The sequence below is a fragment of the Streptococcus sp. 1449 genome (assembly GCF_013276805.1).
In the GTDB taxonomy this organism is placed as follows: domain Bacteria; phylum Bacillota; class Bacilli; order Lactobacillales; family Streptococcaceae; genus Streptococcus; species Streptococcus pseudopneumoniae.
In genome coordinates this window covers 1-24,170 of record NZ_VMLS01000035.1, presented here as the reverse complement: position 1 = coordinate 24,170, position 24,170 = coordinate 1, and the positions used below count along the sequence as shown (strand labels likewise).

The 24,170-nt window shown below is 38.5% G+C and carries 41 protein-coding genes and 3 pseudogenes; 9 read left to right on the top strand and 35 right to left on the bottom strand.

What is annotated here, in order from left to right:
• Positions 1–5: 5 nt before the first annotated feature.
• The 9 genes and pseudogenes from HT687_RS07295 to HT687_RS07255 all read right to left on the bottom strand — a co-directional run bounded on the left by HT687_RS07295 (position 6) and on the right by HT687_RS07255 (position 8,166).
• Positions 6–848: a N4-gp56 family major capsid protein gene (locus tag HT687_RS07295; protein WP_000123891.1), complete on the bottom strand. Its 843-nt coding sequence runs from the start codon at positions 846–848 to the stop codon at positions 6–8.
• 5 nt (positions 849–853) lie between these two features.
• Positions 854–1,423: a DUF4355 domain-containing protein gene (locus HT687_RS07290; protein WP_001001558.1), complete on the bottom strand. Its 570-nt coding sequence runs from the start codon at positions 1,421–1,423 to the stop codon at positions 854–856.
• 289 nt (positions 1,424–1,712) lie between these two features.
• Entirely contained in the window at positions 1,713–3,263 is a 1,551-nt protein-coding gene (locus tag HT687_RS07285; RefSeq protein WP_172924126.1) for a minor capsid protein, read from the bottom strand.
• Positions 3,172–3,627 (bottom strand): annotated as a pseudogene (locus tag HT687_RS07280) (phage portal protein); the annotation flags it as partial. The pseudogene HT687_RS07280 and the gene HT687_RS07285, both read right to left, overlap by 92 nt.
• A gap of 211 nt (positions 3,628–3,838) precedes the next feature.
• Positions 3,839–4,372 (bottom strand): hypothetical protein, encoded by a 534-nt coding sequence (locus HT687_RS07275; protein WP_000588570.1) that lies wholly within the window; start codon positions 4,370–4,372, stop codon positions 3,839–3,841.
• Between the two features lie 134 nt (positions 4,373–4,506).
• Positions 4,507–5,520 (bottom strand): annotated as a pseudogene (locus tag HT687_RS07270) (phage portal protein); the annotation flags it as partial.
• An 11-nt stretch (positions 5,521–5,531) separates the two neighbouring features.
• A complete protein-coding gene (locus tag HT687_RS07265) occupies positions 5,532–6,746 on the bottom strand; it encodes a PBSX family phage terminase large subunit (RefSeq protein WP_172924125.1) in 1,215 nt (404 codons plus the stop codon).
• Positions 6,736–7,230 carry a terminase small subunit gene (locus HT687_RS07260; RefSeq protein ID WP_000351060.1) on the bottom strand — a complete coding sequence of 165 codons (495 nt, stop codon included), beginning with the start codon at positions 7,228–7,230 and terminating at the stop codon, positions 6,736–6,738. The genes HT687_RS07265 and HT687_RS07260 overlap by 11 nt, the downstream gene beginning before the upstream one ends.
• 489 nt (positions 7,231–7,719) lie before the next feature.
• Positions 7,720–8,166 carry an ArpU family phage packaging/lysis transcriptional regulator gene (locus HT687_RS07255; protein ID WP_001237927.1) on the bottom strand — a complete coding sequence of 149 codons (447 nt, stop codon included), beginning with the start codon at positions 8,164–8,166 and terminating at the stop codon, positions 7,720–7,722.
• Between the two features lie 129 nt (positions 8,167–8,295).
• On the opposite strand from HT687_RS07255, the gene HT687_RS07250 reads away from it, so the two are divergent.
• The gene (locus HT687_RS07250; protein WP_001098945.1) at positions 8,296–8,511 is read left to right on the top strand and encodes an AbrB family transcriptional regulator; all 216 of its coding nucleotides are present in this window, start codon (positions 8,296–8,298) and stop codon (positions 8,509–8,511) included.
• On the top strand, positions 8,495–8,848 hold the full coding sequence (locus HT687_RS07245; protein ID WP_112445311.1) for a type II toxin-antitoxin system PemK/MazF family toxin: 354 nt from the start codon (positions 8,495–8,497) through the stop codon (positions 8,846–8,848). The genes HT687_RS07250 and HT687_RS07245 overlap by 17 nt, the downstream gene beginning before the upstream one ends.
• 27 nt (positions 8,849–8,875) lie before the next feature.
• On the opposite strand, the gene HT687_RS07240 is transcribed toward HT687_RS07245, so the two are convergent.
• The 19 genes and pseudogenes from HT687_RS07240 to HT687_RS07150 form a co-directional block, all read right to left on the bottom strand.
• Positions 8,876–9,658 (bottom strand): phage antirepressor, encoded by a 783-nt coding sequence (locus tag HT687_RS07240; RefSeq protein WP_166736850.1) that lies wholly within the window; start codon positions 9,656–9,658, stop codon positions 8,876–8,878.
• A gap of 5 nt (positions 9,659–9,663) precedes the next feature.
• Entirely contained in the window at positions 9,664–9,897 is a 234-nt protein-coding gene (locus HT687_RS07235; RefSeq protein ID WP_138701690.1) for a hypothetical protein, read from the bottom strand.
• Positions 9,890–10,123, bottom strand: coding sequence for a hypothetical protein (locus HT687_RS07230; RefSeq protein ID WP_166736851.1), 234 nt, complete (start codon positions 10,121–10,123; stop codon positions 9,890–9,892). Before HT687_RS07230 ends, HT687_RS07235 begins: the two co-directional genes overlap by 8 nt.
• 154 nt (positions 10,124–10,277) lie before the next feature.
• Positions 10,278–10,457 carry a CopG family transcriptional regulator gene (locus HT687_RS07225; protein WP_125409080.1) on the bottom strand — a complete coding sequence of 60 codons (180 nt, stop codon included), beginning with the start codon at positions 10,455–10,457 and terminating at the stop codon, positions 10,278–10,280.
• A gap of 2 nt (positions 10,458–10,459) precedes the next feature.
• Positions 10,460–10,597 (bottom strand): hypothetical protein, encoded by a 138-nt coding sequence (locus tag HT687_RS07220; RefSeq protein ID WP_166736852.1) that lies wholly within the window; start codon positions 10,595–10,597, stop codon positions 10,460–10,462.
• A 417-nt stretch (positions 10,598–11,014) separates the two neighbouring features.
• Positions 11,015–11,275, bottom strand: a complete 261-nt coding sequence (locus HT687_RS07215; protein ID WP_172924124.1) for a DUF1372 family protein — start codon at positions 11,273–11,275, stop codon at positions 11,015–11,017.
• A 339-nt stretch (positions 11,276–11,614) separates the two neighbouring features.
• Entirely contained in the window at positions 11,615–12,139 is a 525-nt protein-coding gene (locus HT687_RS07210; protein ID WP_138706347.1) for a DUF1642 domain-containing protein, read from the bottom strand.
• A gap of 1 nt (position 12,140) precedes the next feature.
• The gene (locus tag HT687_RS07205) at positions 12,141–12,458 is read right to left on the bottom strand and encodes a hypothetical protein (protein WP_171043438.1); all 318 of its coding nucleotides are present in this window, start codon (positions 12,456–12,458) and stop codon (positions 12,141–12,143) included.
• The gene (locus HT687_RS07200; protein ID WP_172924123.1) at positions 12,430–12,639 is read right to left on the bottom strand and encodes a hypothetical protein; all 210 of its coding nucleotides are present in this window, start codon (positions 12,637–12,639) and stop codon (positions 12,430–12,432) included. The genes HT687_RS07205 and HT687_RS07200 overlap by 29 nt, the downstream gene beginning before the upstream one ends.
• On the bottom strand, positions 12,626–12,793 hold the full coding sequence (locus HT687_RS07195; protein WP_078929772.1) for a hypothetical protein: 168 nt from the start codon (positions 12,791–12,793) through the stop codon (positions 12,626–12,628). Before HT687_RS07195 ends, HT687_RS07200 begins: the two co-directional genes overlap by 14 nt.
• Before the next feature lie 15 nt (positions 12,794–12,808).
• Complete coding sequence (locus HT687_RS07190) at positions 12,809–13,234, bottom strand: hypothetical protein (RefSeq protein ID WP_001158043.1); 426 nt, start codon at positions 13,232–13,234, stop codon at positions 12,809–12,811.
• Positions 13,235–13,391: 157 nt separating this feature from the next.
• Positions 13,392–13,574, bottom strand: a pseudogene (locus HT687_RS11930) (helix-turn-helix transcriptional regulator); the annotation flags it as partial.
• 12 nt (positions 13,575–13,586) lie between these two features.
• Entirely contained in the window at positions 13,587–14,009 is a 423-nt protein-coding gene (ssb, locus tag HT687_RS07180) for a single-stranded DNA-binding protein (protein ID WP_000609572.1), read from the bottom strand.
• 3 nt (positions 14,010–14,012) lie between these two features.
• The gene (locus tag HT687_RS07175) at positions 14,013–14,636 is read right to left on the bottom strand and encodes an ERF family protein (RefSeq protein ID WP_138700893.1); all 624 of its coding nucleotides are present in this window, start codon (positions 14,634–14,636) and stop codon (positions 14,013–14,015) included.
• Between the two features lie 10 nt (positions 14,637–14,646).
• A complete protein-coding gene (locus HT687_RS07170) occupies positions 14,647–15,120 on the bottom strand; it encodes a siphovirus Gp157 family protein (protein WP_000224405.1) in 474 nt (157 codons plus the stop codon).
• Positions 15,121–15,246: 126 nt separating this feature from the next.
• The gene (locus tag HT687_RS07165) at positions 15,247–15,423 is read right to left on the bottom strand and encodes a hypothetical protein (protein ID WP_172924122.1); all 177 of its coding nucleotides are present in this window, start codon (positions 15,421–15,423) and stop codon (positions 15,247–15,249) included.
• 220 nt (positions 15,424–15,643) lie between these two features.
• The gene (locus HT687_RS07160; RefSeq protein ID WP_000462836.1) at positions 15,644–15,991 is read right to left on the bottom strand and encodes a hypothetical protein; all 348 of its coding nucleotides are present in this window, start codon (positions 15,989–15,991) and stop codon (positions 15,644–15,646) included.
• The gene (locus HT687_RS07155; RefSeq protein WP_000608473.1) at positions 15,991–16,248 is read right to left on the bottom strand and encodes a hypothetical protein; all 258 of its coding nucleotides are present in this window, start codon (positions 16,246–16,248) and stop codon (positions 15,991–15,993) included. Before HT687_RS07155 ends, HT687_RS07160 begins: the two co-directional genes overlap by 1 nt.
• Before the next feature lie 87 nt (positions 16,249–16,335).
• Entirely contained in the window at positions 16,336–16,602 is a 267-nt protein-coding gene (locus HT687_RS07150; protein WP_000450963.1) for a hypothetical protein, read from the bottom strand.
• A 196-nt stretch (positions 16,603–16,798) separates the two neighbouring features.
• Between HT687_RS07150 and HT687_RS07145 the strand changes: the two genes are divergently transcribed.
• Positions 16,799–16,960 carry a hypothetical protein gene (locus tag HT687_RS07145; protein WP_240152477.1) on the top strand — a complete coding sequence of 54 codons (162 nt, stop codon included), beginning with the start codon at positions 16,799–16,801 and terminating at the stop codon, positions 16,958–16,960.
• On the opposite strand, the gene HT687_RS07140 is transcribed toward HT687_RS07145, so the two are convergent.
• Both HT687_RS07140 and HT687_RS07135 read right to left on the bottom strand, forming a co-directional pair.
• Positions 16,953–17,123 (bottom strand): hypothetical protein, encoded by a 171-nt coding sequence (locus tag HT687_RS07140; RefSeq protein ID WP_172924121.1) that lies wholly within the window; start codon positions 17,121–17,123, stop codon positions 16,953–16,955. The two genes, HT687_RS07145 and HT687_RS07140, sit on opposite strands and share 8 nt — an antisense overlap.
• Positions 17,120–17,263 carry a hypothetical protein gene (locus tag HT687_RS07135; RefSeq protein WP_165852417.1) on the bottom strand — a complete coding sequence of 48 codons (144 nt, stop codon included), beginning with the start codon at positions 17,261–17,263 and terminating at the stop codon, positions 17,120–17,122. Before HT687_RS07135 ends, HT687_RS07140 begins: the two co-directional genes overlap by 4 nt.
• 116 nt (positions 17,264–17,379) lie before the next feature.
• Here HT687_RS07135 and HT687_RS07130 point away from each other — a divergent pair, with 116 nt between their 5' ends.
• The gene (locus HT687_RS07130; protein WP_000024181.1) at positions 17,380–17,547 is read left to right on the top strand and encodes a YjzC family protein; all 168 of its coding nucleotides are present in this window, start codon (positions 17,380–17,382) and stop codon (positions 17,545–17,547) included.
• A 470-nt stretch (positions 17,548–18,017) separates the two neighbouring features.
• Here the strand turns inward: HT687_RS07130 and HT687_RS07125 are convergent, their stop codons facing one another.
• The 3 genes from HT687_RS07125 to HT687_RS07115 all read right to left on the bottom strand — a co-directional run bounded on the left by HT687_RS07125 (position 18,018) and on the right by HT687_RS07115 (position 18,879).
• A complete protein-coding gene (locus tag HT687_RS07125; protein ID WP_142357898.1) occupies positions 18,018–18,323 on the bottom strand; it encodes a helix-turn-helix domain-containing protein in 306 nt (101 codons plus the stop codon).
• A 157-nt stretch (positions 18,324–18,480) separates the two neighbouring features.
• The gene (locus tag HT687_RS07120) at positions 18,481–18,672 is read right to left on the bottom strand and encodes a helix-turn-helix transcriptional regulator (protein ID WP_239499797.1); all 192 of its coding nucleotides are present in this window, start codon (positions 18,670–18,672) and stop codon (positions 18,481–18,483) included.
• A 21-nt stretch (positions 18,673–18,693) separates the two neighbouring features.
• The gene (locus HT687_RS07115; protein WP_000263488.1) at positions 18,694–18,879 is read right to left on the bottom strand and encodes a helix-turn-helix transcriptional regulator; all 186 of its coding nucleotides are present in this window, start codon (positions 18,877–18,879) and stop codon (positions 18,694–18,696) included.
• Between the two features lie 147 nt (positions 18,880–19,026).
• Here HT687_RS07115 and HT687_RS07110 point away from each other — a divergent pair, with 147 nt between their 5' ends.
• Both HT687_RS07110 and HT687_RS07105 read left to right on the top strand, forming a co-directional pair.
• Entirely contained in the window at positions 19,027–19,251 is a 225-nt protein-coding gene (locus HT687_RS07110) for a hypothetical protein (protein WP_000040990.1), read from the top strand.
• A gap of 175 nt (positions 19,252–19,426) precedes the next feature.
• Positions 19,427–20,107 carry a DUF4145 domain-containing protein gene (locus tag HT687_RS07105; RefSeq protein ID WP_023937578.1) on the top strand — a complete coding sequence of 227 codons (681 nt, stop codon included), beginning with the start codon at positions 19,427–19,429 and terminating at the stop codon, positions 20,105–20,107.
• Here HT687_RS07105 and HT687_RS07100 read toward each other — a convergent pair.
• Positions 20,083–20,295: a hypothetical protein gene (locus HT687_RS07100; RefSeq protein ID WP_023934689.1), complete on the bottom strand. Its 213-nt coding sequence runs from the start codon at positions 20,293–20,295 to the stop codon at positions 20,083–20,085. The genes HT687_RS07105 and HT687_RS07100 overlap by 25 nt on opposite strands.
• Positions 20,296–20,465: 170 nt before the next feature.
• The gene (locus tag HT687_RS07095; RefSeq protein WP_023937580.1) at positions 20,466–20,609 is read right to left on the bottom strand and encodes a hypothetical protein; all 144 of its coding nucleotides are present in this window, start codon (positions 20,607–20,609) and stop codon (positions 20,466–20,468) included.
• 150 nt (positions 20,610–20,759) lie between these two features.
• Here HT687_RS07095 and HT687_RS07090 point away from each other — a divergent pair, with 150 nt between their 5' ends.
• The 3 genes from HT687_RS07090 (at position 20,760) to HT687_RS07080 (ending at position 24,067) form a co-directional block, all read left to right on the top strand.
• Positions 20,760–21,554, top strand: a complete 795-nt coding sequence (locus HT687_RS07090) for a S24 family peptidase (RefSeq protein ID WP_172924120.1) — start codon at positions 20,760–20,762, stop codon at positions 21,552–21,554.
• On the top strand, positions 21,555–22,319 hold the full coding sequence (locus HT687_RS07085) for a type II toxin-antitoxin system PemK/MazF family toxin (RefSeq protein ID WP_166727503.1): 765 nt from the start codon (positions 21,555–21,557) through the stop codon (positions 22,317–22,319). It abuts the gene before it with no gap.
• 620 nt (positions 22,320–22,939) lie between these two features.
• Complete coding sequence (locus HT687_RS07080) at positions 22,940–24,067, top strand: site-specific integrase (RefSeq protein WP_000266843.1); 1,128 nt, start codon at positions 22,940–22,942, stop codon at positions 24,065–24,067.
• Positions 24,068–24,170: the final 103 nt, after the last annotated feature.

Sequence of the window (24,170 nt, the reverse complement as noted above, 5' to 3'; positions counted from 1 at the left end):
ACCTCTTACTCACCGAATTTTACAACTCGTGTAGGGTCGTATAGGTAAACACCATAGTGTTTGTCACCAGTGATAACCGTTGTCTTTTTAAGGATGTCACGGTCTGTTTCGATAGCCACATCACGTTTTAGCATGATAACAAACGCACCATATTTATTGGCATCATCTGTCTGAGTCTGGCTAGGAGACACTTTGACAAGGAAACCTTTACCTTCTTCAACTTTTTTAGAGCGGACGATTTGCACACCAGCAACTTCACCAAAGGTCCCAGAAACAACCATATTTGCTCCAAGCTCTGAACCTTTAGTCCATTCTTTTGCTACGTCGGTTTTTAGCTTAGTAGCATCTTTAGGGTTGATGATAGCAACATACTGTGCATCTTCTTCATCCTCAAAAATATCAAGAGCCTTATCAATTGCCTCAAGAGTTGTTGGAGTTTCTGCAACGTGCTGTGTTGCAGTCTTAGCCACCGCTACCAAATCATCATCAATCTTGTTAGCAATAGCCAAACCAAGCTGGTAAGTGGCTTGACCTAGCGGGTCACCAAGACCTGACAAAAGAGCTTCATCGGTAATTTCATAACCTTTAGCAGCCTTTTTGATGGTCATAGTAGTCTTTTTAGTAGTCAATTTGTCTGGAGAAATAGCTTGACCTTCTCCAACCTCAGTCGCATCTCCTGCGTACTCCCATGCTGGAACTGTTAGAGTGTTCCCTGGTTGTCCTTGGAGTGCTGTTTCCACATAAGCAAGTGGAGTAAATTTAATCAATTTAGGTAGTTTAGCGGAAACCATGTCCGCCATCACTTCTGGGTTAACCATAGTGGCTAGTTTAGTTTGTCCTGCTGTCATTTATTTTAACCTTTCAATTTCTTATAGAGTTCTGGGTTCTTTTGATAGAGTTCATTTCGACTCTGATAACCCATGCGAGCAAATTCTTCTTTTGTGATACCGTCACTATCGACTGGTGCTTGCTTCATTGGAGCTCCGCCTTTTAGCTTTTCTTGTACGCCTTTTTGCACGGCTTGTTCCCATGATTTCTGTAATACAGCGACAGACTGCGATACCGTCTCTGCGCTTGTCAAATCAACTACATTCACTAACTCAACAGGTAAGTCACGTTCACTTAGCATTGCTTTAGCCTCTGCGGTCAATTCCTTACGAGCAATAGCCTTTTCACGGTCAGCTAGTTCTTGCTCACGCTGATCCAACTGATATTTCTGTTTTTCATCAGCGTTCATCTTAGCAAGCTTCTTAGCTTCGTTTTCCTTGGCTTCTTGCTCTGACTTCCACTTGGCAAACTTCTTATCGATGATAGCATCGACATCTGCGTCCGTGTACTTCTTCTCGTCTTGCGGTTGTTGTGCAGGTTCTGCAGGTACCTTTTGTTCTTCAACCGTTTCGACTGTTTGTGTTTCTTCGTTCATTGCGAACCTCCTATTTTTAAAGTCGTCCCCGACTGTAATTTCCATAGCTTTTAGTGTCTTCAATGCTTGGACAATATTAAAACCGTACGGGATTCCATACGGTTAGGGCATAAGAAAACCGCCTAGATTTCGATGCGGTTTATAGTGGTTTATTGCAACAAAAAAGCGCCTAGATTACTATCTAAGCGCAAGATAGGCAGGACTGTCGGGGCTCCTGCATTTCTCGACCCACTATAAGTGGCGCGTTGGTGACAGATTCTCAACCTCTATCTTTACCAAAAGTATAGCACTATTTTTCCTTTTTGTAAAGCGTCAACATATTTTTTCCATTCTTTTTAACTTGACGAATCCCCACCTTGTTAAAGTGAATGACTAGCATTTCATCTCGTGGCACCATCACCGCTTCCATAATGACCTTATCTTTGTTAGGTATTTTTACATATGAAATAATTGATTTTTCAACCCTCTCTGAATTATCTAGAATCAAATAAGGTTTTTGAACTGCCTCTTTTATTAACATAAACTCATCTAAGGAATACTGTTGTCCATGTCTCACTAATGAAGTAGCTAAACTGCTAACATCTATATAAGCAGAACTTACTCCTATCAATTTGGTTATATCACTCGAAAAATTACCTAATTCATATTCAGATTTTAGTAAGCCTACGAGTTGTTCTTTCGATAATCCACCCTTCCCAATTTCATCCCATGCGTTACTAACATCAGAAAACAATTTTTGGGTATTATATCTTGAAACGGTTTGGTCACTTTTCTTGTAATCTTGTATTTCATTTTTTACATCTTTCGCAACATACTTGCTATACCACTCTTTATAAGTCATATCAGCAGGTACTAGCTCGGTCTTACCTGTCTCTGGATTCCTTGCTCTGCGCTTCAAGTTGCTGTAGTCTGCGTCCTCATCGTATCCGACAGTAGTAGACCTACACCAAGGGTGCATAGGCGGACAATTGACACCAGGGACAGCCTTATCCCTATCATAGACCTTATTATCGTGCTCTTGGCAGATATGTGATGTACGCTTGTCTAAGACGGCTACAAAGATATACTTCTCTATGTCTGCTTCTTCATAGCTGAGTAGTTCCATTTGGTTATGAAAAAAGGCTGATTCTGTCCGAACCAAACGCCTTGCATCGTTCTGCCCCACATTGAACCGCTCAGCAATTGCTTGTGCCGTTTCTCGTGTTCCTCTTCCTGTCATGAGGCTCATGAGTAGTTCATCTTTTATGCTAGAAGTAAGCTTCCCCGTATTCTTCCAGATGTTTGTTGAGTAGGTACTTCCATCTCCTACCCAACTAAAAGACTGTAGATGTTTAATCTCGCTCTCAGGAAGCCCAGAAAAGCCATATGCCAGCCCTGTCTGCTGTTGCAGGTCAAAGGTAGCCTTGTAGTAACTATCCTTCATCAGGTCGCTATAGAAGGCGTCTGAGCCTGTCTTCTCTGAATGATAGATAGATTCACGCATACGATCTAAATCATCACTCAAACGCTCTAGGCGCTTCATACGAAAAGAATAAGCTGGGCTGTCTAAGTCAGCTAGTAATCTTTGGATGTTCGGGTCATTCGGTCTTGCTTCAAGTACTTTACGAAGTTCATTCAGATTTTTCTTGTCTTTCATGTTCTTCAAGACTTGTCTAGCATCTACCTGACTTAGACCATAATCACGTTGGAACTTATCAAAAATCTTATTGACTTCCTTATCCAAGTAAGTCTTGGCTTCCTGATAGACCTTATCGAACTGGTCTGCCTGCTTTTCGGCCTTGTCCATCTGCTGGTAAATCAGATTGGCTTTCCTCTTCGCCCAATACTCCTGATTCTTCATCCTCTACCTCGTCTTCGGGTTTCGTGTTGTCTTTGTTGAACATCGGCATGTCTTCCATGTTCTTCTTTTTTTCTTCTTCCAAGGCTTCCAGTTCAGCGTCAGGGTCTTCCACAAACGGCAAGAGAGAAATAAGCTGCCTATTGGTCACTTTACCTTCCAAATTGTTCACAATCTGAGAGATTTCCAGCAAGTTTTTAGGCAAACCACGGCTGAATTGTGGAACGATTGAATGAGACTCTAGTGCAATCTGTTTCATACCCAAGTAATGAGCAAAAATCGCAATACGCTGACGCAATCCTCGCTTATAGTTCGCTTCCTTGGTCTTAGTAATCATCTCAAGGCCCATCAGCTTAAATTCCATAGCTCAATTTTGTTACCGTAGAGGCTCTTTATCCTCTACTTCTTACGGTTTCCCGTAAGTTCAGACTATCTCTTCACCCTTATCAGGGTGTCGGATTTCGTGGATATTTCTGCATATAAAAAAAACGATACTATGTACCGTTTCTCACTTAGCTTACTCTATCTAGTCGTTAAACCTTACTGATATTTCTACCAGCAGTGGTAATTGATTAGCTTCAGTAATATGTCACAAATCTCCCTTTTTCATCTCGAACAATTGTCTTACCAGACATGTCCACACCTTTTGAAAATTGTCTTAAATCGTATTTTTTATAATTCAATAAGATATCATCTATTGTTTCATCATTAACGATTATATCATCTCGTTTTATGGAACGATAATATCTGTAGACAAGAGTTGAAAAAGAAATGTTGTTTTCTTCAGATAATTTTTTTAGATAGTCTCTCAAGATATATCCCTTATACTTAACGTTATCAGAACGATTACGTTTATTTGTATGTTCAGGAACCCACCTACAATTACTTGGTGAGTAGTCTTTGTCATTATCTATCCTATCTAATTGCAAACCAAATTCTACTCCGTTTTGCATTGCCCAACTTCTGAACTTAGCTACATCACTAAATTCATCAGAAACACCTATTCCACGTTTCCCATACCATTTATAAGCCCAATGTTTTTCATCATAACACCTTGCTAACATAGAGTAATAAACTTGATTTAGATGTTTGTGCATTTTATCTTTTATCATTCATCTTCTCCTAGATTATTATACTCTTATTATACCATAACAGAATATAAATATCTAGGTTATTACTGTTTTGCGCCTTCCAATTTTAACCCGATTTATTACCTCAAAGTTACCTTTGAGGAGGGCAACTATTTCACCCCCGAAGTATTCCCTGCGAAATTCTCATCAGTCAAATTAGGCACATGGCTAAATGTGTAGATGTCCTCTTTAAGAGCTGTACGCAAGATTTCAGTAGCACTTTCGTCCAGCGTATTCTTCAAGAACTCAGCCCTTGCACTATCGCCCGGCAATTCCAAAAGACCTTCTTCAGAAAGAATCTTCATTGCTACCTTAGCGTCTTCTGGAGTGTCTGCTAACTGCGTGCCATACAAGACAAGTATAGACTCTACAGCCTGTTCCTTATCATTGACACGATTCCCCATCAAGGAATTATAAGCGTCTATCAAGCTAATTTGTTGCTCATAGTCACCAATTGCAAAGTGATTGTTGCGATATTCGATAATTGGGATTTGCCCAAGGTTGTGAGGGGTTACCTGCTCATTCTGAGTTGTTCCTGAATCTGTACTTCTCAGCACCATGTGATAGTGCAGATTTTCGGTAAAAACCTCAGCCTGGTACTTGGTAGTGTCTTTCGTATCGTCTTTTACTTCATAGTAATAGACCGCAAACAAAGGCTTCCGCTCAATACTATCATCGTAGACCATGAAAGTATTCTCCGGATCAATACTAGTTGAATCCAACTCAGCCATACCCTCTTTAGCATAGATGTACTCGTAAGCACGACCATAGATAGCCATGTTCAAAGCATTCTGAGCATCTACTTGGTCAATTTCAGCACCATCAAAGGCTGTAAGTAGTTCATCGATATCACCGTCAGCAGTATTGTTATACTTGATAGGATTGCCCATAAAATAGCCCGTAGCCGTGTCTGCGATATCCTTGGCATGATTGGCTACCGTCTTGTAATTAGGTGCGTTCACGTTGCGTCTCGTGTGTTCTAAGATAGCATGCTCACCCAAATAGTAGCTTTTAAGCTTCTTCAAATGTGAGCTTTCAGTGTTATGCATCGTTATCAATTTGTAAATCAGGTCTTTCTTCAAAGAACCCTCATCATATCCATCCCGTGGATAGGTTAAATATTGGTACATGTCTTTCCTCTCTATAGACCATAATCAGAACGTCTGCGGACGGTTGCTTTTGGTTGCGAATGTTGCGAGTAAATCGCATAACGCACCGCATCTAGTACGTCGTCATTCTCTTTCACTGGTTCGCCTGTCTTTTCGTTCCAGATGTATTGGTAGACTTCATCTTTGAACTTGCTGACCTTGTTTGATACAACAAAAAAACGCCCAGCTTTCATCAGCTTGGCTACTTCTTCAATACCAGACAATACCGCTTTATTAGCGTTGAATGTTCTTAATTGCTCTCTTTGAAATCTTGCAACGTGTTCAGGTCGTGCGCTATCTGCCCAGAAAGTAATGTTTCCGTATCGTTCCTTGATATTCTTAGCAAGATCTACCCAAAAATCTATCTCTCTGTACTGGTGTGCATGTTCCTCTAGCAGATAAACCGAACCGTCAGGCGTTTCTCCAATAACAACAATAGAGCCAAAGTGTTCATACCCCCAGTCAACACCAGCATAGACTTTAGTGATATCTTCTGGTACGTTATCTACAACCATATTCTCGCTAAAATCACGATAGACGACGCCCTCACCAGTCACCCACAGACCAAGAATATCTCGGTCATAAAATACACCAGCTGGTGTCGCATTCTTGATATTCTCTCGGTATCTGTCAGACATGAATGTATTATCATCTAACTTAAAATGAAAGTCGATGATCATATCGTCGCCAGAGTTGATATAATCCCGTCTGAGCCAGTGTGTCGGGATGTCTGGGTTGCTATCCCAAACAATCCTAGCACCCTCTCCTGAGCAACGTGAGATGATTTCCTTGAATACTTGTTCGTTAGCAAGAGATGCCTCGTTTACATAAGCTCCAAAAGCAGTAAAACCACGGGCGCGTTTTAAACCAGATATAGAACCGGTGTAGACTTGAACTACCTTGACACCGCAAAGGGTAAAAGCTCCGTGCTTATCGTATTTAGGTTCAATATCAAACATGTTATACAGCTCCTGAATGATATTGTTTTGTATCGATGTTGAAGATGTTCCAGCTAAGATATACATCGGCTCATCTATGTTTAATCTATCCGCTGTTTCTCTCACTCGTGCAATCTCATTCATGAAGACCATGTTGTTTAGAACAGTTTTACCTGAACGTTTTGCACCATGGAGACCACAGATAAAAAAATCATCATTCAATACTCGTGTAAGCACTTCTTCTTGTCGCTTTGTAAATTTATTTGTCATCAAAAGCACCTCTCAAAGCCTTGGCGAAGTCTATCAATTTATCGTCTTGTTCATTATCCACACCGATTTGTGATTTAAGTTTTTCGATTTCAAGTTCTAGTTTCTCAGCTTGTTTAGCAGTCGGATAACGCTTCAATATCTCAGCTATCGCTTTAATAACTGTGTTATTATCTGCCTTTTTCGTAACTCTATCCACCTCACCAGTGACAGGGTTCATCATCAAAACTTCCTCAAGTCGCTGGCCTCTTGCAATGTCTGAGAGAATCGAAAGAGCCTCTTTAGCACTCAAAATATTTTCATCGTGCATCTTTTCAGTTTCGGTTTGTATAAACGTTTTAACGCTTGCATTTTCTAGCAATTTACTAGCGGTTGTTTTAGCATACGCTTCACTATAACCTGCGAATATTGCGGATTGATAGACATTACCAGTCCTCAAATACTCGCTCGCAAACATCTTTTGTCTTTGATTTAACCCAATGTCCATCACCACCTTTCGAATAATCAAAAAAAGCCACACGATGTGCGACCTTCTTGCAAGACGACTACAACCTTGCGTGCGTATTAAATTTTGACTTCTTTTTTATTTTTTGTAGTCTTTACAACCTCTGAGGGAATCAAACCCTCTAGCTTATAACTTATCCGGAGTATAATTAGCTACGCAATCATGCAAGGTCTAGTCGCTCCGCAACCATTTGTAAGTTAATGAGTGATATATGAATGCTAAGCCTACTGCCTACCCCATTCTGGGACACAAACACTCAAATGACAGCAGCTGGAATCGAACCAACTGGTCTAGCAGTAAAACGCACGTTTGGTAAAAGTTTCAAGGAGACCCAAACAACCTGCTAACCTGTCCTTACTGTCTAAGAGACCGAAGCCTCGGAAAAATATAATAAAGTATAAAGGAGACGTCAATTGACCTATCACTTGACAATACTATTTTACCATGTAAAATAAGCCATTTCCTAGCAATTTACTTGCAAATATCTCCCAAAAATTTACGAAAGACAATCAGCTTACCTTTTCGATAGGCTTCCGCAAATTCCAAAGCACCTCTGCTAAGCATGCGGTAGAACTCACTTTCAGAATAGCCTAAGTCCATATAGATAGCCTTGTCTGATAATTGGATTTTCATATCCATGTACTTCTTTGCGATAACCTGCCGAACGTATGGATCCATGATGCAATTCACTGCTCTTTCAATCTCCAAAACCTCTGCCTCTGCATCCACATGTTCGATAACCATATTCTCAGTAGCTGTGTTCTTACCAGTAAATGTCTTTGGTTCAAATGAGTAGGTCGTTGTAATTTTAGGCAAATACTCAGCGCCTGCCATTCGGACATACGAGCGATAACTCTCTAGAACGTCATATACATTTTTTTTGGTAAATTGCACGTCAACGCTTTTTAATAACCTCACAACATCGCTCCTTTATGATATAATATTTTTAGCGAACATATCACAAAGAAGTCAGCTGTGCTGGCTTTTTTCTTGCCTTGCTCCCTTTTTAGGTGTATACTGTATGTATACAAAATAAAGGAGAAACAAATGAATACTGTTAAAACTCGTAAGGTTGGGAACTCTGTCACTGTGACCATTCCCAAAACACTCAATGTTCCAGAAGGTCAGGAAATGTTTGTCTACAAGGGTGTAGATAATGTCATTGTCCTAGCTCCAAAAATTCCAGACCCATTTAGCGGCGATGCAGACCTACGCATGGAAGATGACTTTGAAGGGGTAAAATTCCTTGACAGCGAAATATGATTACATTCCAGAAAAACAGGACATCATCTGGATTGACTTCGACCCGTCTGTTGGACGTGAGATTCAGAAACGCCGTCCTGCTATTGTCGTCTCGCGTAGAGAATATTCGGAGCGGACGGGATTTGTTGCTGTATGCCCTATTACACACGGTCAAAGCAGACTAGAAGAACAAGGCCTGCTCGTTCCAGTGCGTTCCAATAAGGTAGATGGCTCTGTCAATCCACTCCAACTCTATACTTTTGACTTTAGAGAGCGCAGGGCTCAAAAAATCACAACCATGGATACAACCAGTTTTCAGAAGGTTGTCCAACTCTACAACTTCATCTTTGAAGCCTAGTCCTTATGGATTGGGCTTTTGTTCTACCTAAGCCACATCTTCACGTTCAATTAACGGCAGAATGCCATTGTCTTTTAAAATTTCATACAAGAAGAAGTGCCCTTTCACTGTCCATTTCGTATGCAAAGAGACATCTGGCATACCATTTTTATGTGTAATAGGATGCGGTTCAATATGCACATATCCTTTAGTATGATATTTAGCATAAGGCAGCCACACCTTCCCTTGCTTAAATATAATACCTAGGTCTTTCAGTCGCAAATTGAATTTTTTAGCACTTTCTCCATAGTTCTTAGCAATAGCAGTTGTAGAAATTAAACCCTTGTTAGCCAACATTACATCTACATAGTCTGCTTTTGGTTTCATTTCGTCTAGTTCGGATTGTAATTTACTATTCTGCACTTCAAGTTCCTTATTTTTTGTTCGTTCTGCTTTCAGAGCTTGAAAAGCTGCAATAGCTAGGTCTGGATCGTTAAGTAGCTGGTCTGTCGCATACATTCCATGCTTGCGGATAGACGGTAACACTTCACTAGTCACCCAGCGTTTAAACTCCTTAGCCTGTGGGAGCTTACTGGATAGGATGAGCGAGTAAAGACCAGACTCGTTGATGATGATAACACCTCTATTTCCAAAAGTACCGTTTTGGTAGTTTTGGCGATCTTCTTCATCTACGTGTCGGTTTATATCTCGACTACCGTTTTGGTACCCCAGAATATCCGCAACATCTTTCCCAACTAGCCAAGGTTGCCCCTCAATCTCTACCATACGAACTTGACCGAACTGTTCATTTTTAAAAATTTGTAATTCCATTTCCTTTATCCTTTCTTCATCTTATAAATCAACTTGCGGTTTTCAAGCATATCTGCAATTTCCGCCCAAGCCTCTGCATTTTTTTCCATCATAACATCAAGCACTTTTTTATTAGCAGGTAAACTCATAGCTTCCGCAAAGTCAACTTGATTATCTACCCAATCTTTGAACTGTTTATAAGTCCAAGGTTCTTCGTTAATTACTTCTTGCTGATTATTCAGCAAAATTACGTTATTCATTTGTTTCCTCTTCTTCTGTAAAAAAGTTAATAATAAAATTGATTAGATCATTGGCAAAAACTGCCATAAAAGTGGCCTGAACATCAAAGAATACTCTCGCCTGTTCCTCTGGAAAATGTTTTCTGACGATTGCAGCTATAAGTGAGTCCCACTTTTCTAACTCCTCAGTCCTTGCTTCTGACCTAAAGGCCATATGTAATTCGTTGATAAAATCTTGATTTTCCATGATTTTCTGTACACAAAAAGCGTACCCTTTCTATAAAAACTGTTGCATGAATAAGGGTACGCATGGTATACTATATGCGTATCCTATTCATTATGAATGGGTGCGAGGTTGCACGAAGTAATCGCTTTGGTCGGTGGAATACTTCGTGCTTTTTTTATTCCTCTAAACGTTGGGCAAGCTCTTCAACAGCCTGGATAATCGTATCTGATTTAGAAATTCCTAACTTCATAGAAACATCTGAAATCAAATCAAACTCATCCTCAGTTATTCTGACGGTCATTGATTTATTCCGCTTACTCTCTCCTTTTAGAGGTCGCCCCATTTTCTTTGCCATAACTATCTAGTAAAATACCAAATAGCCAAGGCAAGGACAGCAATGCCAACAACACCTTGAACTTTTTCTTTCAAGGTCGTCCGCTCAATCGTAATTTCTGCACGCTTGAACTTTTTGTGGTAAAGTACATTATCTTTCATTTGCTTTTTACCTTTCCTTATGCTAGAATGAACTAAACAACAGGGTTTGGGGCTTTCGCCCCTCTCCCATTAGAATTTGATGGTTATCTTAAGGAATTTGAGGTTGAGTTCGATTGTGACCTCTTTCGCTTTGGGAAACCATCTTTTTTTCTTGTCGTGTTTAGCCATCTGCTAAGTCCTTTCTGTTGGATTTGTTAGATTTCTCAACCTTACATAGACTATTATATCATTTGTAACGCATTAAGTCAATACTTTTTGCGTTACTTTTTTATTTTTCAACAAAAAAGTTCTCGCACCCATTCATTATTCAGTTTTCAAAGAACAAAATCATAGCTTATATTTCAAATACCGCTGCTAGTTCCGCTAGTTTTTCTGAACTAGTATCTAGCTCCTGACTAGCCCAAATTTCAACTGGTGTCATAACATCACCTCATCTCCAACTTTCACTTTCTCATACACGTCCTTTGTAACCACAAACACCCCGTAGTCACGAATCGTAAGCGTGTATAACTTTCCGTGTCGTCCTTTCTCAACTACCTTACCGAATACCTCAGCGCCTGCGTTATCCGCCTTGTAGATAACCATCGGCTTTTTCTTTTCTAGTTCTGCAATCCTGTCCATCTGCCAGATATTCAATCCAGCAGACAATAATATCCAGATAGCTATGAATCGTTTCAATCTGTGACCTCCTTTATTTCTCCAGTAAGTCTATTTTCTAAAATGTGACTTGTATAGCAAATATCGCTTTTATATGTATAGTGATTAACAGTTTCTTCAGCCCATTGACTTCGTGTGTAAGGGTATCTGTTTGGTCGTTTCAATCTATGACCTCCTCTCCATCGTATGGTATGTCTCCATTTGATAAGTACTTAGATTCAATCATCAAGAAATCATTGACGCATTGATGACTACAGAAACAATTTTCAACATCGTTAAATAATGCTAGAATAACATGATTCTCTTGCACTACCAGAAACTCGTCTTCGATTTCTTTACAACAATTCGAACACTCATAACTCATACCTCAACCTCCTCAATCTCAATCCCTGGGCAATCGAACACCCATCCGAACCCAGCTTCTTCTAGTTCTTTACGGGTGTGATTTGTTGCATGAGTGTGGTTTGTATTTGAATCTGAAAAGTACCACTGTTTTGAACGTTTACTGAAATTCAAAATCCCAAATAAGTAAGGAACGTTTTTCAATTTCACAATATACTTCGATTCTTTCTCGACCTCGTAGCCTAGAAGCCATGCACGGGCAAGTGTTTCTTGATTACATTCGTGATAAAACCATCTTTGAAGTTCCTCACTATCTTCACCATCTATAGACTTCATTAAATCTTGCAAGTCCCAATTATATTCTTTGGCTTCTTGAATATATTTATGAACACACTGCGGAACTTTGACTTTTTCTGGTTCGTCTAGTTGTTTGATTAATGTAATTGCAGTTTCGGTCGGAATGCCTTCGACTACAGTTCCAAACATATTCAAACCATGAATCCCGATTTCTTCAAATTTTTTAATCAATTCCTGCTTATTCATCTTAGTTTCCTCCATAAATCAAATAAACTGCAATAACTACCTGAGCCATACTTGGCGAATAGCCAATCCAATCATCAAACTCGTTAGATTTTGGCAACCAACCCTTAGTAGCTCCCAAATCATAGTCTGTAGGCTTTTCATCAGCGAAGATACATTCCATCGCTCCCATAAACGTCATGCCATCTTCTGTCATTTCCCAGAAATAGTCCGCCCGGTCTTTCACTGCTTGTGGTAAATCTTGCTTGGGAGGCTTGGGCTTCCCGTCTTCTACCGACCAGCCGTATACTTCATTAACTTTTTTCTTTAAATCTTCCATCATCGTCCAACTCCTCCACTTTCCCTCTTAATTCTTTATTCTTTTTCTTCAACAAATCGCGCTCCAGCGCTCTAATCCGTCTCTTGCGTGCATCGCACGGTTTCGAATACTCGATTATCTTCTCTTCGTTTTGCTCGATTGTGCGTTTCAATCCGTCGATTACTGTGTGTTTATCGTACTTCATCGTCTAAAAATCTTTCAATAGCTTCTCTATAGGAGACTTCCACCATACCGTCTAAGTCGTTCAGGGCTTCAATATAGTCTGGACGCCCTTGCCCATACTGCTTTTTCAAAAACTCAACAAAGAGATGAATTTCCTGATAGGTTACTCCAATCATATTTCTATCCTCCTATCAAATCCCATCAACTATCCTCTGCAATATCTCGTGATATTCGTAAATCTCCAGCTCAATCCTATAATTCTTATTTCCGGACTTGCCACCGTGCATGAACTCAGTCGATACTATCACGTTGTAATTATCATCTGTCCAAATCTTAGCGTCCGTCAAACCATCAAACAAAGCCTTGCTTGTGGGCGACCAGTTCGGTGGGTCATACTTCCGATTTGTCGGAGGATATATCCGAACCTTAACCTTGCAAGGTTTGTCCTCGCTGTAAGGTAAGCCAAAGTAATCTCTCAGTACATTCTTGCCCTCGTATTCGGCTAACTGCCGTAAGAACTTAGTTGTTTTAGCCTTTTGATGAAAGTGCGGTCTATCATTTGAGTTAATCATCTGCTTCCTGTTCAACTCAAATTTAAGAATCAATCTCTCCTGCATTCAACCTCCCTAGCCATCTAGCTTTTTCCACGCTTGCTATTGCAAGAATGTCATTAGCTAAATCAAAAGCTGTGTACCAATCCAGAACTCCTAACAAGTCCTTGTGCTCCTTTAATTCATCAACTAAGCTTTTCAGTCGTTCCAATGGGTTGCTTTCATACCCCAACAGATATCCAACGCTTACCCCGAAGTAGTCAGCAAGTTGTTGGGCTTTTTCTGGTTTGATTTGGCTTTCTCCGTTTTCCCAGCGTGATAGAGTCTTTTCTGATATGCTCATTTCTTTTGCTATTTCCTTTTGAGATAGCTTTTTTTCTTGTCTTAATTCTTTTAGTCTGTTCATAGAAACACCTATTTAAAATGGCAAATCATCATCCGAAATATCCATCGGATTTGAATTTCTCGCAAAATTAGGTGCTTGCTGGTCGTGGTTATCAACTACTGGTTGACTACCATCTTTCTTAAATTCCATCAGCTGGAAATTCTCAGCAACCACTTCTGTCACATAGACACGTTGTCCTTGTTGGTTATCATAAGTCCGAGTCTGAATGCGTCCAGTGATTCCAATCAAAGCGCCTTTCTTAGCCCAGTTAGCAAGATTTTCAGCCTGCTTGCGCCACATAACGCAATTGATAAAATCAGCTTCACGCTCTCCATTCTCGCTTTTAAATGTGCGATTTACTGCAAGAGTAAACGTAGCGACTGCCACATTTGATTGTGTGTAGCGTAATTCTGCGTCTTTGGTCAAACGACCAACTAATACGACATTATTTATCATTTTCTAGTTTCCTTTCAATTTAGCAAGTAACATATCCGCATCTTCAATCTGCGACTGCTTAATCATCTTATAATCGACCACTCCAAGATGGTTCAAGAACCATTTAACGATAGAGCCATCCTCTTTGCCTTTTTCAACAGAAATAGCAGCAATTTCTTTCAGATAGTAGTTTGCTTTTTCAACTGAGATAACTGGGTCATTAGCTTTTTTAGCTTGTTGATTTTCAGCTTCGTTCATATCACTTGGATATTCGTCAACATCTTTCTCTCCGATTCCAAACAACCCCTGTAGTGCATATTTGCGAGCATAAGAACTAACCGCTCCTGTCCATTGTGGTACTTGCATTTGCTGGTTTCCTGTTTTAAACACAGGAACCTCATCCAATTCCGCAAAACCAACTGACTGAAATTGTTTATCTCCGTTTGATACAATAGCGGTTGATTTTACAAAAATACGTTCCCCTACACCAAACAAATCGTCTGATACAGTCAATTCCCAGTCGGTATTGATTTCTTTAAATTTTGTATAAATATCCTCAGCATTTCGGAAAGCGTAATTTACACCTTGTTTTTTCTTTTTTTCTAGTTGCATTCTCTTTTGCAATTCTGAAAAAGCTAATTTTGTCATATCCTAACTCCTATCTGATACTCAAGTTTTTATGCTCAACCAAACTTGCACCAATGATTTCAAGTCCCTTCTTCAAGTCCTCTTTCAAGCGTTTCTTATCCGCTTTCCAAGTTGCTACCTTGTAATATTCTGGCAAGACTGCTTCGTCTACCTCCACGGCTTGAGATTTTCTAAATGATACCTTGAAAAGTGGTGTATCAACACGTTCATGACCTGTCAGGCTCATGCTTGCTGAAAGTGTATCTTTCAAGTGTTCTTTCTTCTTCTCGTCTGCCTTGTTTAGCTCCATCAAGCGCTTAATTTCATTCTTACGAGCCTCAACGTCCGCTTCAAGGTTCTTCATGACCTTGATATAGTTTTCTACCTTGGTTTCATACTCAATTTCCCAATCAATGGAATCCAAGGTGTCTAGTTTTGTTTCTTCGTCCAACTCCAAGTTGTAAACATCAAGAAATTGTCCTGTCAATTCGTAAAGTGTTGCCATCGTTTCTCTCCTATGCCCCTCATTATTCATATTTGGGGTCTATTTCCGTTTTTTATTCTTCGTTCGATAATTTATATACCTGCTTCTTAAAATCGCATACAGGCGATTTTAGAGCCTTCTAAAAGCTCATCTTCTACCTTTCGTCTTCTTCAAATTCCAATTTTCACGTTTTAAGCGTCGATTTTCGTTTTGCAATTTCAAAATAATATTTTGTTGCTCGTTGATGATTTCCCCGAGCTCTCGGCCAAGATGAATATATTCAGCTCGCCAATTATCGATTTCTTCGTGTAGCTCCTGAATCATACTTCATCCCCCACGTATCGATACTGCCCACAGCCAACATAGATGTACTGGCTTGGGTCAAGTTCTTCACGTTCTTCAGGCGGTTGCATTATATCTCTGTCGTAATCAAACATGAGCATACACCTTTCCAAGATCCAGCAATTCGTTTTTTTCTTCATGATTGGCCAAAAGCCATACACGGTTTTCAAGTTCAATTCTAGTCATTAGCGTCTCCTTTGCTCTACCCCAAATACTTTTCATAGCGTGATCTTCGTGGTTCTGGCAAGGCTAGAGGCTCAGGGCGTAATCCTTGAGGCGGTTCGTTGTCGTAGGTGAAGCCTTTGAACTCTCTGCGGATATTCTTGCGGATTTCTTGTCGCTGTGCCTCTCTACCACGTTCGTATGCTTGGTTGTAACCTTGGATAATCATAGACGCAAATTCTTGCTCTTCTCGTCTTTCTTCTTCCTTCTGGCGGATTTTCTCCTCTTCCTGCTTATCCATCTGATGAGCTAGAAGCCCTGCACCGATAAATCCTAAAATCACTGCACCAGTTCCTAAAAGCTGGCTAACTAATGGTGGTTCAAACATTATTCTTCCTCTTCATCATCTTCTTCTGCCATATTCTGCTTAATCGCCTCACTTGGGCTCATGCCATCCAATACATCCTTGATGACATGTGAGATGTCGTGGGTTACTTTCAACGGCTTTTCTAACTCATTAGGTAGCCCCAAAAGTTTTGTAGTTAGCAATCCAAGCGTAGATAATTTATGTAGCTTTTTTTGTAACTGTTCAATGCGTTCAATTTTTTCCTGTTGCGCTTTGATAATTTGGTCTTTGTTAATCATTGTTTTTCTCCTGTGGATAACTCAGTTATCCCTTTCTTTTATTTAGATTAGTAGTAGTTTGTTGTAAAGTTAGTAGTTATTATTCTGCTATCGTGTCATCTTAACGGTTTTAGACATTTCTTTCTTCCATGATTGACTGCCTCGATATTGCAGATAAGCATCAAAACCTTTGATTGTGACAAGCTGACCATCGTTTCTAAGGTATTTTTGTTGACTAGGTAATTTTTTCATCTCTCGCCTCATATCTCCCGCTTGTCGTTTTGAACATCCAAAGATGTGCTCTAGTTCTTCATCGTTTGCAGAAATCTTCTCGATGATCACGTCTTTAATTCTCACGATTTGAACTGTTTCCATTTTTGCTCCTTTCGTGGTATAATTTTCTTGAATAATTTTGTCATGCGCCTGATTGCCGTCAGGTGCTTTTTTGCTATCTCCTTTTCTGCTATAATGAAACCAGAAAGGAGGTAATATTATGACTGAAATTCACGCATGTCTTTGCGGAAATTGGGTGAACCTATCAGCCGACGACGATTGTGTAATGGGACCAAATATGGCTAGTCCTTACATTTGGTGGGAAGAAAATGCAGAACTCTACTCACCAATTTCTAAACCTGAAGCAAACTCGATGTACCATCAGGATTATATCTACATTCACTATCGTGGCGCTGACTATCGTATCCATCCAATTTTTATTCAAATCGTTTCTAGGTAACTTTTTCTAGTCTTTTAGAAATGATTTCTACATCTGAGTCGTCCAGTTTCAACTGGTCGGCTTTTTCATTTAAACGAGCTTCGACAACTTGGTTAATTTCAAACCATTCTCGTTTTGTAAATCGACTTCTGAATTTTAAAAATTCGTTTATTGTTTCTTTCATACTGTCCTACTTTCCATTGCCCTGAGTTCTATCTCATGGCTGACTTGTCTAAATAGCTTCTCACATGCTATTTTTGCTTCTCTGTACGTTGTAGATTCGCTGATGAAGTAATCAGCAAGTTCAATGATTTTATCTTCCATTCAGACTCCTATATCAGCCTCAAGACTGATGTAATATCCTCCTAAATTGCTATAATACTCTTGACTAGGACCTCTCACCGTTTTAGTCAAAATTCCAATAGAAAGGAGGAGATAGTATGGCAAATACTCCAATAAAACCTGGAACAGATAATCAGAAACCTGGTCGCTATGTAGAGGTAGGACCTCGTGGCGGAAAAGTTACTAATGGTCATACCGCAACTATCGGAAAAGGTGATCGGCTCCCTCCGACATCTGCTAAAGGCAACGGTTGGAAAAAAGTCTAATCTTCGTTTGCGTACAATCGTTCAATGGTTGTACGCTTTTTCCATACACAAAAGCACATTCCAAAAATATTGATTTGAATCCATGCTTCGGCGTAATCTTTCCCGTTGCTGGCATAATGAGTTATATAGTGGTGAATCATTTTATTCCTTCCTCCTATTGAGTTACTTGAGAAGTATCATGAATGGCTTCATAGCTAAGACGCTTGAATTTTTCTAAGTCTATCTGAAAATTGATAGGCTTTTTTCTTTTTCCACTATACGGATATCGTCTTGGTCTCATTTCTTTCTCCATTGTATTTATTTTTTCTAACCTCTCTTTTATTTATTTAGAGAAGTAGGACTGGTTGTTAATTAATACTTATTGTTATTTAATACTTGTTGTTAGTTAATACTTATTAGTGCCTTATTTTACTGATTTGTAAAATACAGATTTGTAAAATACAGATTTGTAAAAGTCGGAAATGTAAATATCAAACTGTGGATAACTTTTGTAAAGCATCCTCCAATCTCTGCAACATAATCTCAAATTGAAAATCGGTAATTTTTATATCTGAGAAGAATCTAAAAGTCTGAACTCCTCGACCTCTACCAAGGCTTTTTTTGACAACTCGCATATAACCAGCATCCTCTAGTTTTTTTAGATGACGGTCTATCATGTCACGACTAACATTTAATCGTTTAGCTATTTCCTCTGGATAGACTAGCCAATTCTCTTTATTGCTGAGAATAACCATCAATATCCCAATTGTTGCAGGTTCAAGTTTTGGATCTCTCAGAAAATCATTTTTAACCGCTGTGTAATCATCCGTTGCATTTCTGAAAGATTAGTTGGACATTCAAGTTTTTAAAATCTGTCATACGCTCTCCTTTCTCTTCGCTTATTTTCATTCAGCCTTCCTTTAATCTCATTATTGAGATATTTTTTTGAAAAAATTAAGACGTTTCTGTCCATGTAATATCTTGATATTTAATTCCGAGAATCTGTTCGATAATTGGAATATATTTACTATTTGGCATCGTATGACCTTTTCGCCAGTTTGTGACTGTCTGAGGTGACACCCCAATCTTTTCAGCAAATTCTGCAACAGTTAAATCTTTAACTACCATCCACTTTTTAAGATTCATTTCCTGCACGCACTCACCCCCTTATCTTAATTCATCCAAGCTGACTTCCAGTGCATCAGCGATTTTGCACATATTCGTCCACGACATCTCTTTCATCCTACCAGCCTTCAGATTTGAAAAATTAGATGGATGGACACCCGATTCCTTAGCTAAACGATACATCGACCAGCCTTTTATTTTTAATTGTTTTTCAATTTTATCCCACATCGAAAACACCATATGTTGTGTATTTCAAACACATCACATCCTTTTCTACACTATATATTATAACCCAAACATGTTTGGGTTATAATATATCTTGACTAAGACCTCTCCCGTTTTAGTCAAAACTTCAGCAGAAAGGAGGTTCAAAAAATGAGTAAGCTTAGCCATAAGCCAAACCACGTTGTTAAGAAACTAACCTGGGAAAATCTCGATAATATTCTATTATCTTATTTTTCAGAGTCGACTACTGATAAACCTAGCGCAGTAATTCAGTTATCTGATTTTGAAATGTCTAAAGCTGAAATTATCGAAGAAGCAACTGCTCAAGGTTATCAAGTTATCGATAATTCTGATGGTTACTTAAAGTTTCTATAACGAATTTTAAAGATGATATATTTGTACGATTTACATCAATATCTCTTTTTAACTTAGCGATCTGTCTATCAGATTGCTTTTTTCTTTTCCCACTATACGGATATCGTCTTGGTCTCATTTTCTCACCCCCCTTTCAAATGTGGTATAATCAAAATAAAACGATTGGAGAAATCTTATGGATTCTAATCAACTATTCTGCTTATTTTGCGGTTGTTCTATTCCAAAGCACTACGATACATTCCGAGAAGACGAACACTACTTTTTGATTCGTCGTTCACATTTTATAAGTGACGAAAATATGAGCGATAAAATAAAAATACAATCAATGAAGTGTCCAAACTGTCATAAAGTTTCGATTGATATCGTGGGCGTTGGTAGTCAATTTCCAAATCGTATTATGCACTTCAACCCTATTTCACTTGCAAAAGTCTATCCAGACTACATCCCTCAGGCTATCAGAAGTGATTATGAAGAAGCTCACGCTATCTTAGATCTCAGCCCCAAAGCTTCTGCTACCCTCTCTAGACGTTGTCTACAAGGAATGATTAGAGATTTTTGGGGAATTTCTAAAGCAAGGTTAGTAGATGAGATAGATGCTTTAAAAGAGTCTGTTGACCCTAGCACTAAAAATGTACTCGACGCTCTACGAAAACTTGGAAACATTGGCGCCCATCCAGAAAAAGATGTAAATCTTATAGTGGATATCGAATCAAATGAGGCTCACAAGTTGCTGAAGTTTATAGAACTACTTATGCAAAAATGGTATATTGAACGCCATGATAACGAGCAATTACTACAAGATATTTTAGATTTGGACAAAGATAAACAAAATCAACGCAAACCTAAAAATTCTTGATAATGCGGAGAGCAAGGATCTAACTCAAATATTAGATTGCCGTCCATGTTATAATACTGTTCTACAACCCTAATGCCATCCGTCTCGGTTCCTTCGCCTCTCAAAATTGAAAGATGGATAACTTTTTCAACCTTCAACTCATCAGGTCTACCACGTCTATCGTGGTATTTTTCTTTTTGTCCTGGCATTCCCCTACTCCTTATCTTTTTTATCACTTCGGTACTTCACTATCTGACGGATAGTAAAAGATACAATCACAAATCCTGCTAGGATTATCAATCCAGTTTCTTCACTCATTGCTTTTCACGGCAAATGATGGTACACTATCAAGTAGAGGTTGGGGCTTCTGCCCCTTTCTCTACTTTTTCTTAAGCTCTTTGTCTTTGAGCTTGTAAGCTAAGTACTGCTTATGCCAAAGACGAGCTTCTCTGATTAAGCCTAGTGCCAAGAGGACGGTTGCAGTGTCCTTGGTTGCTAGGCTTTTTATGATGTGTTCCATCATTTGCCTTACCTCCTTTTCCTTAAGCTTGATTTAATTATATCGCATTAATGAGATATTGTCAATAATTTTTTTGATTTTTTTTAAAATAATTTTGATTTTCTTTAAAAATGTGATACAATCTCATTAAAAGAATATAGGAAGGGGATTACTATGGTAGGAAGAGGAACGCTTACTCCATTAGAGTTGAAACTGAGAACAGACATATCTGATAATTTGAACAAATTAAAACAAGAAAAAGGATATAATCAGCAAGATATTGTTAAGGGTTCAGGTATATCTCAAAGCACACTAAGCCAATATTTTGCAGGAAAAAGATTACCTTCCAAAAAGAATGCAGAAATACTTGCTGATTTCTTTGAAGTTCCTATTGAAGTTATTGACCCAAGGTTATCAAATTCTCCTGCACCCACCACTTCCCCCATCCAATCCATCTACGACAAACTAGAACCGCCTAGACAAGGCAAAGTCTTGACCTATGCCGAGAAGCAACTGAACGAGCAGAAAAACGAAGAAGAGACGAAGATAAACGAAGTATCGGAAGTTATCAGCTTGTACCAAGTTGAGGTTGTATCTGAGACAGCCGCAGCTTCTGGATTTAACTATGGATTTGGGTACGACGATACAGACAGAGAGATTATAGAGGTCGACGAGCAACCACCACATCACGATATTGCGACTAAGGTCAGCGGAGACTCCATGCAGCCTGACTACCAAGACGGAGATATTCTCTATTTAGTAGACAAAGGACTGACCACCTACAACGGAGACCTAGCAGTTATCGCATACGGAGACCGTTCTTACTTCAAAAAGATCTATACCGAAAACGGACGCTTACGCCTCGTATCACTCAATGACAAGTACGAAGACATCACCCTAGACTTCCCACCAGCCGAAGACACACACATCAAGATCTATGCAGTTATCGGGGTGTATAGAGGGGAATAAATGACAATACAAAATAAACAGATTTTAAAGGCTTCAAAAAACTTTGAGAAAGTTCATTCAACATTTAAAAATAATAATAAATTCCGATTTTTGCCTAATTGGCTAGAAAAAGAATCTAATCTATTCTTGTCAGAAACACAAAACACTAGCAAGAGTTACAATGTTCTGAAACGTGGTTCTTTAATCTTTGTAGATTTTGGAATCAATATTGGCTCTGAATTATCAAATAGACACTGGGCTGTTGTCCTAAATAAAAATGATTCTCCAAAATCAAGGAATCTGACGGTACTTCCAATTAGTTCAAAAGAAAAAAAGTTTTCTGTTATGATTGACGAAGTTATACAGCAAAAATCCAAAAGATTCTTATTACCTATTCTTGACAAAATTGGTTTTGATTATTTTTCGATCATTCACTATGCACTTACAGAAATTACTCCTTTTGATTTAGGGAGTGCCGATGAAATATATCAGGAATTTTTGATTCAATACGGAGATGCTTACAATTCAGAATCAGCTAAAGAAATCTATGACAACGGTGCAGGGATGGAAAAAGTGGAAAACACTAATAGAAAATTAAAAGATCTTGTTAACCATTATCAACGATTTAATAAAATTTCCTACGCAAAATGTGATCAGATAAAAACGATTAGTAAAGACAGAATTATTTACATAAACGAACTGGATCCTTGCGGAAAAATCAAGGTTAGTGACGAAACTTTAGATAGAATTGACGAAAAATTAAAAGAATTGTACTTAAAAAATTGACATTTATAAAAGTTTACTCTATAATTAGGTTACTTAGAGGTTTACCCTCATATTTTTAAACTTTGAGCCTTTGCGCTCCAGGGAAGTAGCTTAATTGTTACTTCCCTTTTTGAGTTATAAATACTTGAAATAAACAAAAACACCCCCATATTCGCCAATAGCAACCTCATCCCATAGGTCTATTGTGCAAAATTGATATTTTTTGAAAATTATATTACAATACAGCTATCAGGAGTTTAGCTCCATAAAGTTTAGGTTTGGATTTTAGATCCATAACGTGATGGTAGCCGTATTTGATACGACTACTTTTCTTTTCATATTCTAGTAAACATAAGTCGTTAAAATAAGTTGACGTTTGACAGAAATTAAAAAAAGAAATACACTAAGAATGTAAAAAAGCCTTGTTCGTCAAGGATAAAATCGTCTGGTGTACTTCTAAGAGGTACACCTTATTTTATTATCTGACGAGCTGCCAACTGTTTCCATTTTGGAAACAACTCAAAAAAATCCCCACACTCGCAAAGTTTGGCGACTCTGAGTGTGAGGATATCCAGTATAGTAAAAGGCATTAAAAGCCCTCTTTACTATACCCATTTTATCAAAAAAGTGAGGTAAATACAATGTGGATGGAAGAACTTCCCAACGGAAAATACAAATTTTTTGAGCGATATAAAGATCCATATACTGAGAAATTAAAAAAAGTTTCAGTCACGATGGAGAAGAAAACTCCCCAGGCAAGAAATCAAGCTGCTATCTTGTTGCAAGAGAAGATAAATAAAAAACTCAGCACAAAACAAGTAGAAAGCATTACATTTGAAGAAATCTATAACCTTTTCTATAAATCATGGGCGCAAACAGTAAAGGAATCAACAAAACATAATTGTAAATCAGTTGATAAGAAGATGAAGGAAATCATACCATCCGATACCATACTTGCTAATCTTGACAGGCGTTTTCTTCAAGAGGCTATTGAAAAAATTATTGAAAGCAACGGATATATTACAGCTAAAAAAGTACGGCATAGGCTCAGAGGTATCTTTAATTACGCTGTTCAATACTCTTACATTGAAAACAACGAGGTCGATTATACTACGATTCCTCAAAAACCAAAGACTTTAGAAGAACTGGAAAAAAAGCGTAACAACTTTCTCACCATGCAAGAAATAAAAGCGCTTATCGATGTCCTTAATCGTCGAGAATATCACCAAAAGTACGCTGATATGGTTCTTGTGCTGGCATTAACTGGTATGAGATATGGTGAGTTAACTGCCTTACAACTGAAGAATATAGACTTCGAAAACAACAAAATTGAGATCACAGGTAATTTTGATTCAGTAAACAAAATCAAAACGCTACCAAAGACTACAAATTCAATACGGACAATCAAAGTATCAGAAAGTGTCATAGAAGCTATCCAAAGACAAATAGTACGACTTAGCGAACGTTTCCAGCCATTGTCAAGCGATGATTATATTTTCTGTTTTGAAAAATGGAATCAACCTACAACAATAGCTTGCTTCATACAGATATTAAAAAAATATGGAAAACAGGCTAAAATAGAAAAAAACTTATCTAGCCATATTTTTAGGCATTCTCATATTTCGTTTTTAGCAGAGTCTGGCCTTCCAATAAAATCAATAATGGATCGAGTTGGACACTCAAATGCAAAGATGACTTTGGAAATCTATTCTCATACTACTGAGGATATGGAGGATAAACTGGTCAATAAATTAGATACTATTTTTTAATTCTGCCCCTTTTTTGCCCCTTTTTGATTTCACAACACAACAAAACCCCTTGAAGATATTGATAATTCAAGGGGTTGCTTTATATCGTTATAATTCATCGGCT

Excerpts from the sequence above, each read along its gene's own strand:
- HT687_RS07295 (WP_000123891.1), bottom strand. The coding sequence starts at position 848 with ATGACAGCAGGACAAACTAAACTAGCCACTATGGTTAACCCAGAAGTG.
- HT687_RS07290 (WP_001001558.1), bottom strand. The coding sequence starts at position 1,423 with ATGAACGAAGAAACACAAACAGTCGAAACGGTTGAAGAACAAAAGGTA.
- HT687_RS07285 (WP_172924126.1), bottom strand. The coding sequence starts at position 3,263 with ATGAAGAATCAGGAGTATTGGGCGAAGAGGAAAGCCAATCTGATTTAC.
- HT687_RS07275 (WP_000588570.1), bottom strand. The coding sequence starts at position 4,372 with ATGATAAAAGATAAAATGCACAAACATCTAAATCAAGTTTATTACTCT.
- HT687_RS07265 (WP_172924125.1), bottom strand. The coding sequence starts at position 6,746 with ATGACAAATAAATTTACAAAGCGACAAGAAGAAGTGCTTACACGAGTA.
- HT687_RS07260 (WP_000351060.1), bottom strand. The coding sequence starts at position 7,230 with ATGGACATTGGGTTAAATCAAAGACAAAAGATGTTTGCGAGCGAGTAT.
- HT687_RS07250 (WP_001098945.1), top strand. The coding sequence starts at position 8,296 with ATGAATACTGTTAAAACTCGTAAGGTTGGGAACTCTGTCACTGTGACC.
- HT687_RS07240 (WP_166736850.1), bottom strand. The coding sequence starts at position 9,658 with ATGGAATTACAAATTTTTAAAAATGAACAGTTCGGTCAAGTTCGTATG.
- HT687_RS07235 (WP_138701690.1), bottom strand. The coding sequence starts at position 9,897 with ATGAATAACGTAATTTTGCTGAATAATCAGCAAGAAGTAATTAACGAA.
- HT687_RS07230 (WP_166736851.1), bottom strand. The coding sequence starts at position 10,123 with ATGGAAAATCAAGATTTTATCAACGAATTACATATGGCCTTTAGGTCA.
- HT687_RS07225 (WP_125409080.1), bottom strand. The coding sequence starts at position 10,457 with ATGGCAAAGAAAATGGGGCGACCTCTAAAAGGAGAGAGTAAGCGGAAT.
- HT687_RS07220 (WP_166736852.1), bottom strand. The coding sequence starts at position 10,597 with ATGAAAGATAATGTACTTTACCACAAAAAGTTCAAGCGTGCAGAAATT.
- HT687_RS07210 (WP_138706347.1), bottom strand. The coding sequence starts at position 12,139 with ATGAATAAGCAGGAATTGATTAAAAAATTTGAAGAAATCGGGATTCAT.
- HT687_RS07205 (WP_171043438.1), bottom strand. The coding sequence starts at position 12,458 with ATGATGGAAGATTTAAAGAAAAAAGTTAATGAAGTATACGGCTGGTCG.
- HT687_RS07200 (WP_172924123.1), bottom strand. The coding sequence starts at position 12,639 with ATGAAGTACGATAAACACACAGTAATCGACGGATTGAAACGCACAATC.
- HT687_RS07195 (WP_078929772.1), bottom strand. The coding sequence starts at position 12,793 with ATGATTGGAGTAACCTATCAGGAAATTCATCTCTTTGTTGAGTTTTTG.
- HT687_RS07190 (WP_001158043.1), bottom strand. The coding sequence starts at position 13,234 with ATGCAGGAGAGATTGATTCTTAAATTTGAGTTGAACAGGAAGCAGATG.
- ssb (WP_000609572.1), bottom strand. The coding sequence starts at position 14,009 with ATGATAAATAATGTCGTATTAGTTGGTCGTTTGACCAAAGACGCAGAA.
- HT687_RS07175 (WP_138700893.1), bottom strand. The coding sequence starts at position 14,636 with ATGACAAAATTAGCTTTTTCAGAATTGCAAAAGAGAATGCAACTAGAA.
- HT687_RS07170 (WP_000224405.1), bottom strand. The coding sequence starts at position 15,120 with ATGGCAACACTTTACGAATTGACAGGACAATTTCTTGATGTTTACAAC.
- HT687_RS07165 (WP_172924122.1), bottom strand. The coding sequence starts at position 15,423 with ATGATTCAGGAGCTACACGAAGAAATCGATAATTGGCGAGCTGAATAT.
- HT687_RS07160 (WP_000462836.1), bottom strand. The coding sequence starts at position 15,991 with ATGTTTGAACCACCATTAGTTAGCCAGCTTTTAGGAACTGGTGCAGTG.
- HT687_RS07155 (WP_000608473.1), bottom strand. The coding sequence starts at position 16,248 with ATGATTAACAAAGACCAAATTATCAAAGCGCAACAGGAAAAAATTGAA.
- HT687_RS07150 (WP_000450963.1), bottom strand. The coding sequence starts at position 16,602 with ATGGAAACAGTTCAAATCGTGAGAATTAAAGACGTGATCATCGAGAAG.
- HT687_RS07145 (WP_240152477.1), top strand. The coding sequence starts at position 16,799 with ATGGCTAGTCCTTACATTTGGTGGGAAGAAAATGCAGAACTCTACTCA.
- HT687_RS07140 (WP_172924121.1), bottom strand. The coding sequence starts at position 17,123 with ATGAAAGAAACAATAAACGAATTTTTAAAATTCAGAAGTCGATTTACA.
- HT687_RS07135 (WP_165852417.1), bottom strand. The coding sequence starts at position 17,263 with ATGGAAGATAAAATCATTGAACTTGCTGATTACTTCATCAGCGAATCT.
- HT687_RS07130 (WP_000024181.1), top strand. The coding sequence starts at position 17,380 with ATGGCAAATACTCCAATAAAACCTGGAACAGATAATCAGAAACCTGGT.
- HT687_RS07120 (WP_239499797.1), bottom strand. The coding sequence starts at position 18,672 with ATGAATCTTAAAAAGTGGATGGTAGTTAAAGATTTAACTGTTGCAGAA.
- HT687_RS07115 (WP_000263488.1), bottom strand. The coding sequence starts at position 18,879 with ATGTGGGATAAAATTGAAAAACAATTAAAAATAAAAGGCTGGTCGATG.
- HT687_RS07110 (WP_000040990.1), top strand. The coding sequence starts at position 19,027 with ATGAGTAAGCTTAGCCATAAGCCAAACCACGTTGTTAAGAAACTAACC.
- HT687_RS07105 (WP_023937578.1), top strand. The coding sequence starts at position 19,427 with ATGGATTCTAATCAACTATTCTGCTTATTTTGCGGTTGTTCTATTCCA.
- HT687_RS07100 (WP_023934689.1), bottom strand. The coding sequence starts at position 20,295 with ATGCCAGGACAAAAAGAAAAATACCACGATAGACGTGGTAGACCTGAT.
- HT687_RS07095 (WP_023937580.1), bottom strand. The coding sequence starts at position 20,609 with ATGATGGAACACATCATAAAAAGCCTAGCAACCAAGGACACTGCAACC.
- HT687_RS07090 (WP_172924120.1), top strand. The coding sequence starts at position 20,760 with ATGGTAGGAAGAGGAACGCTTACTCCATTAGAGTTGAAACTGAGAACA.
- HT687_RS07085 (WP_166727503.1), top strand. The coding sequence starts at position 21,555 with ATGACAATACAAAATAAACAGATTTTAAAGGCTTCAAAAAACTTTGAG.
- HT687_RS07080 (WP_000266843.1), top strand. The coding sequence starts at position 22,940 with ATGTGGATGGAAGAACTTCCCAACGGAAAATACAAATTTTTTGAGCGA.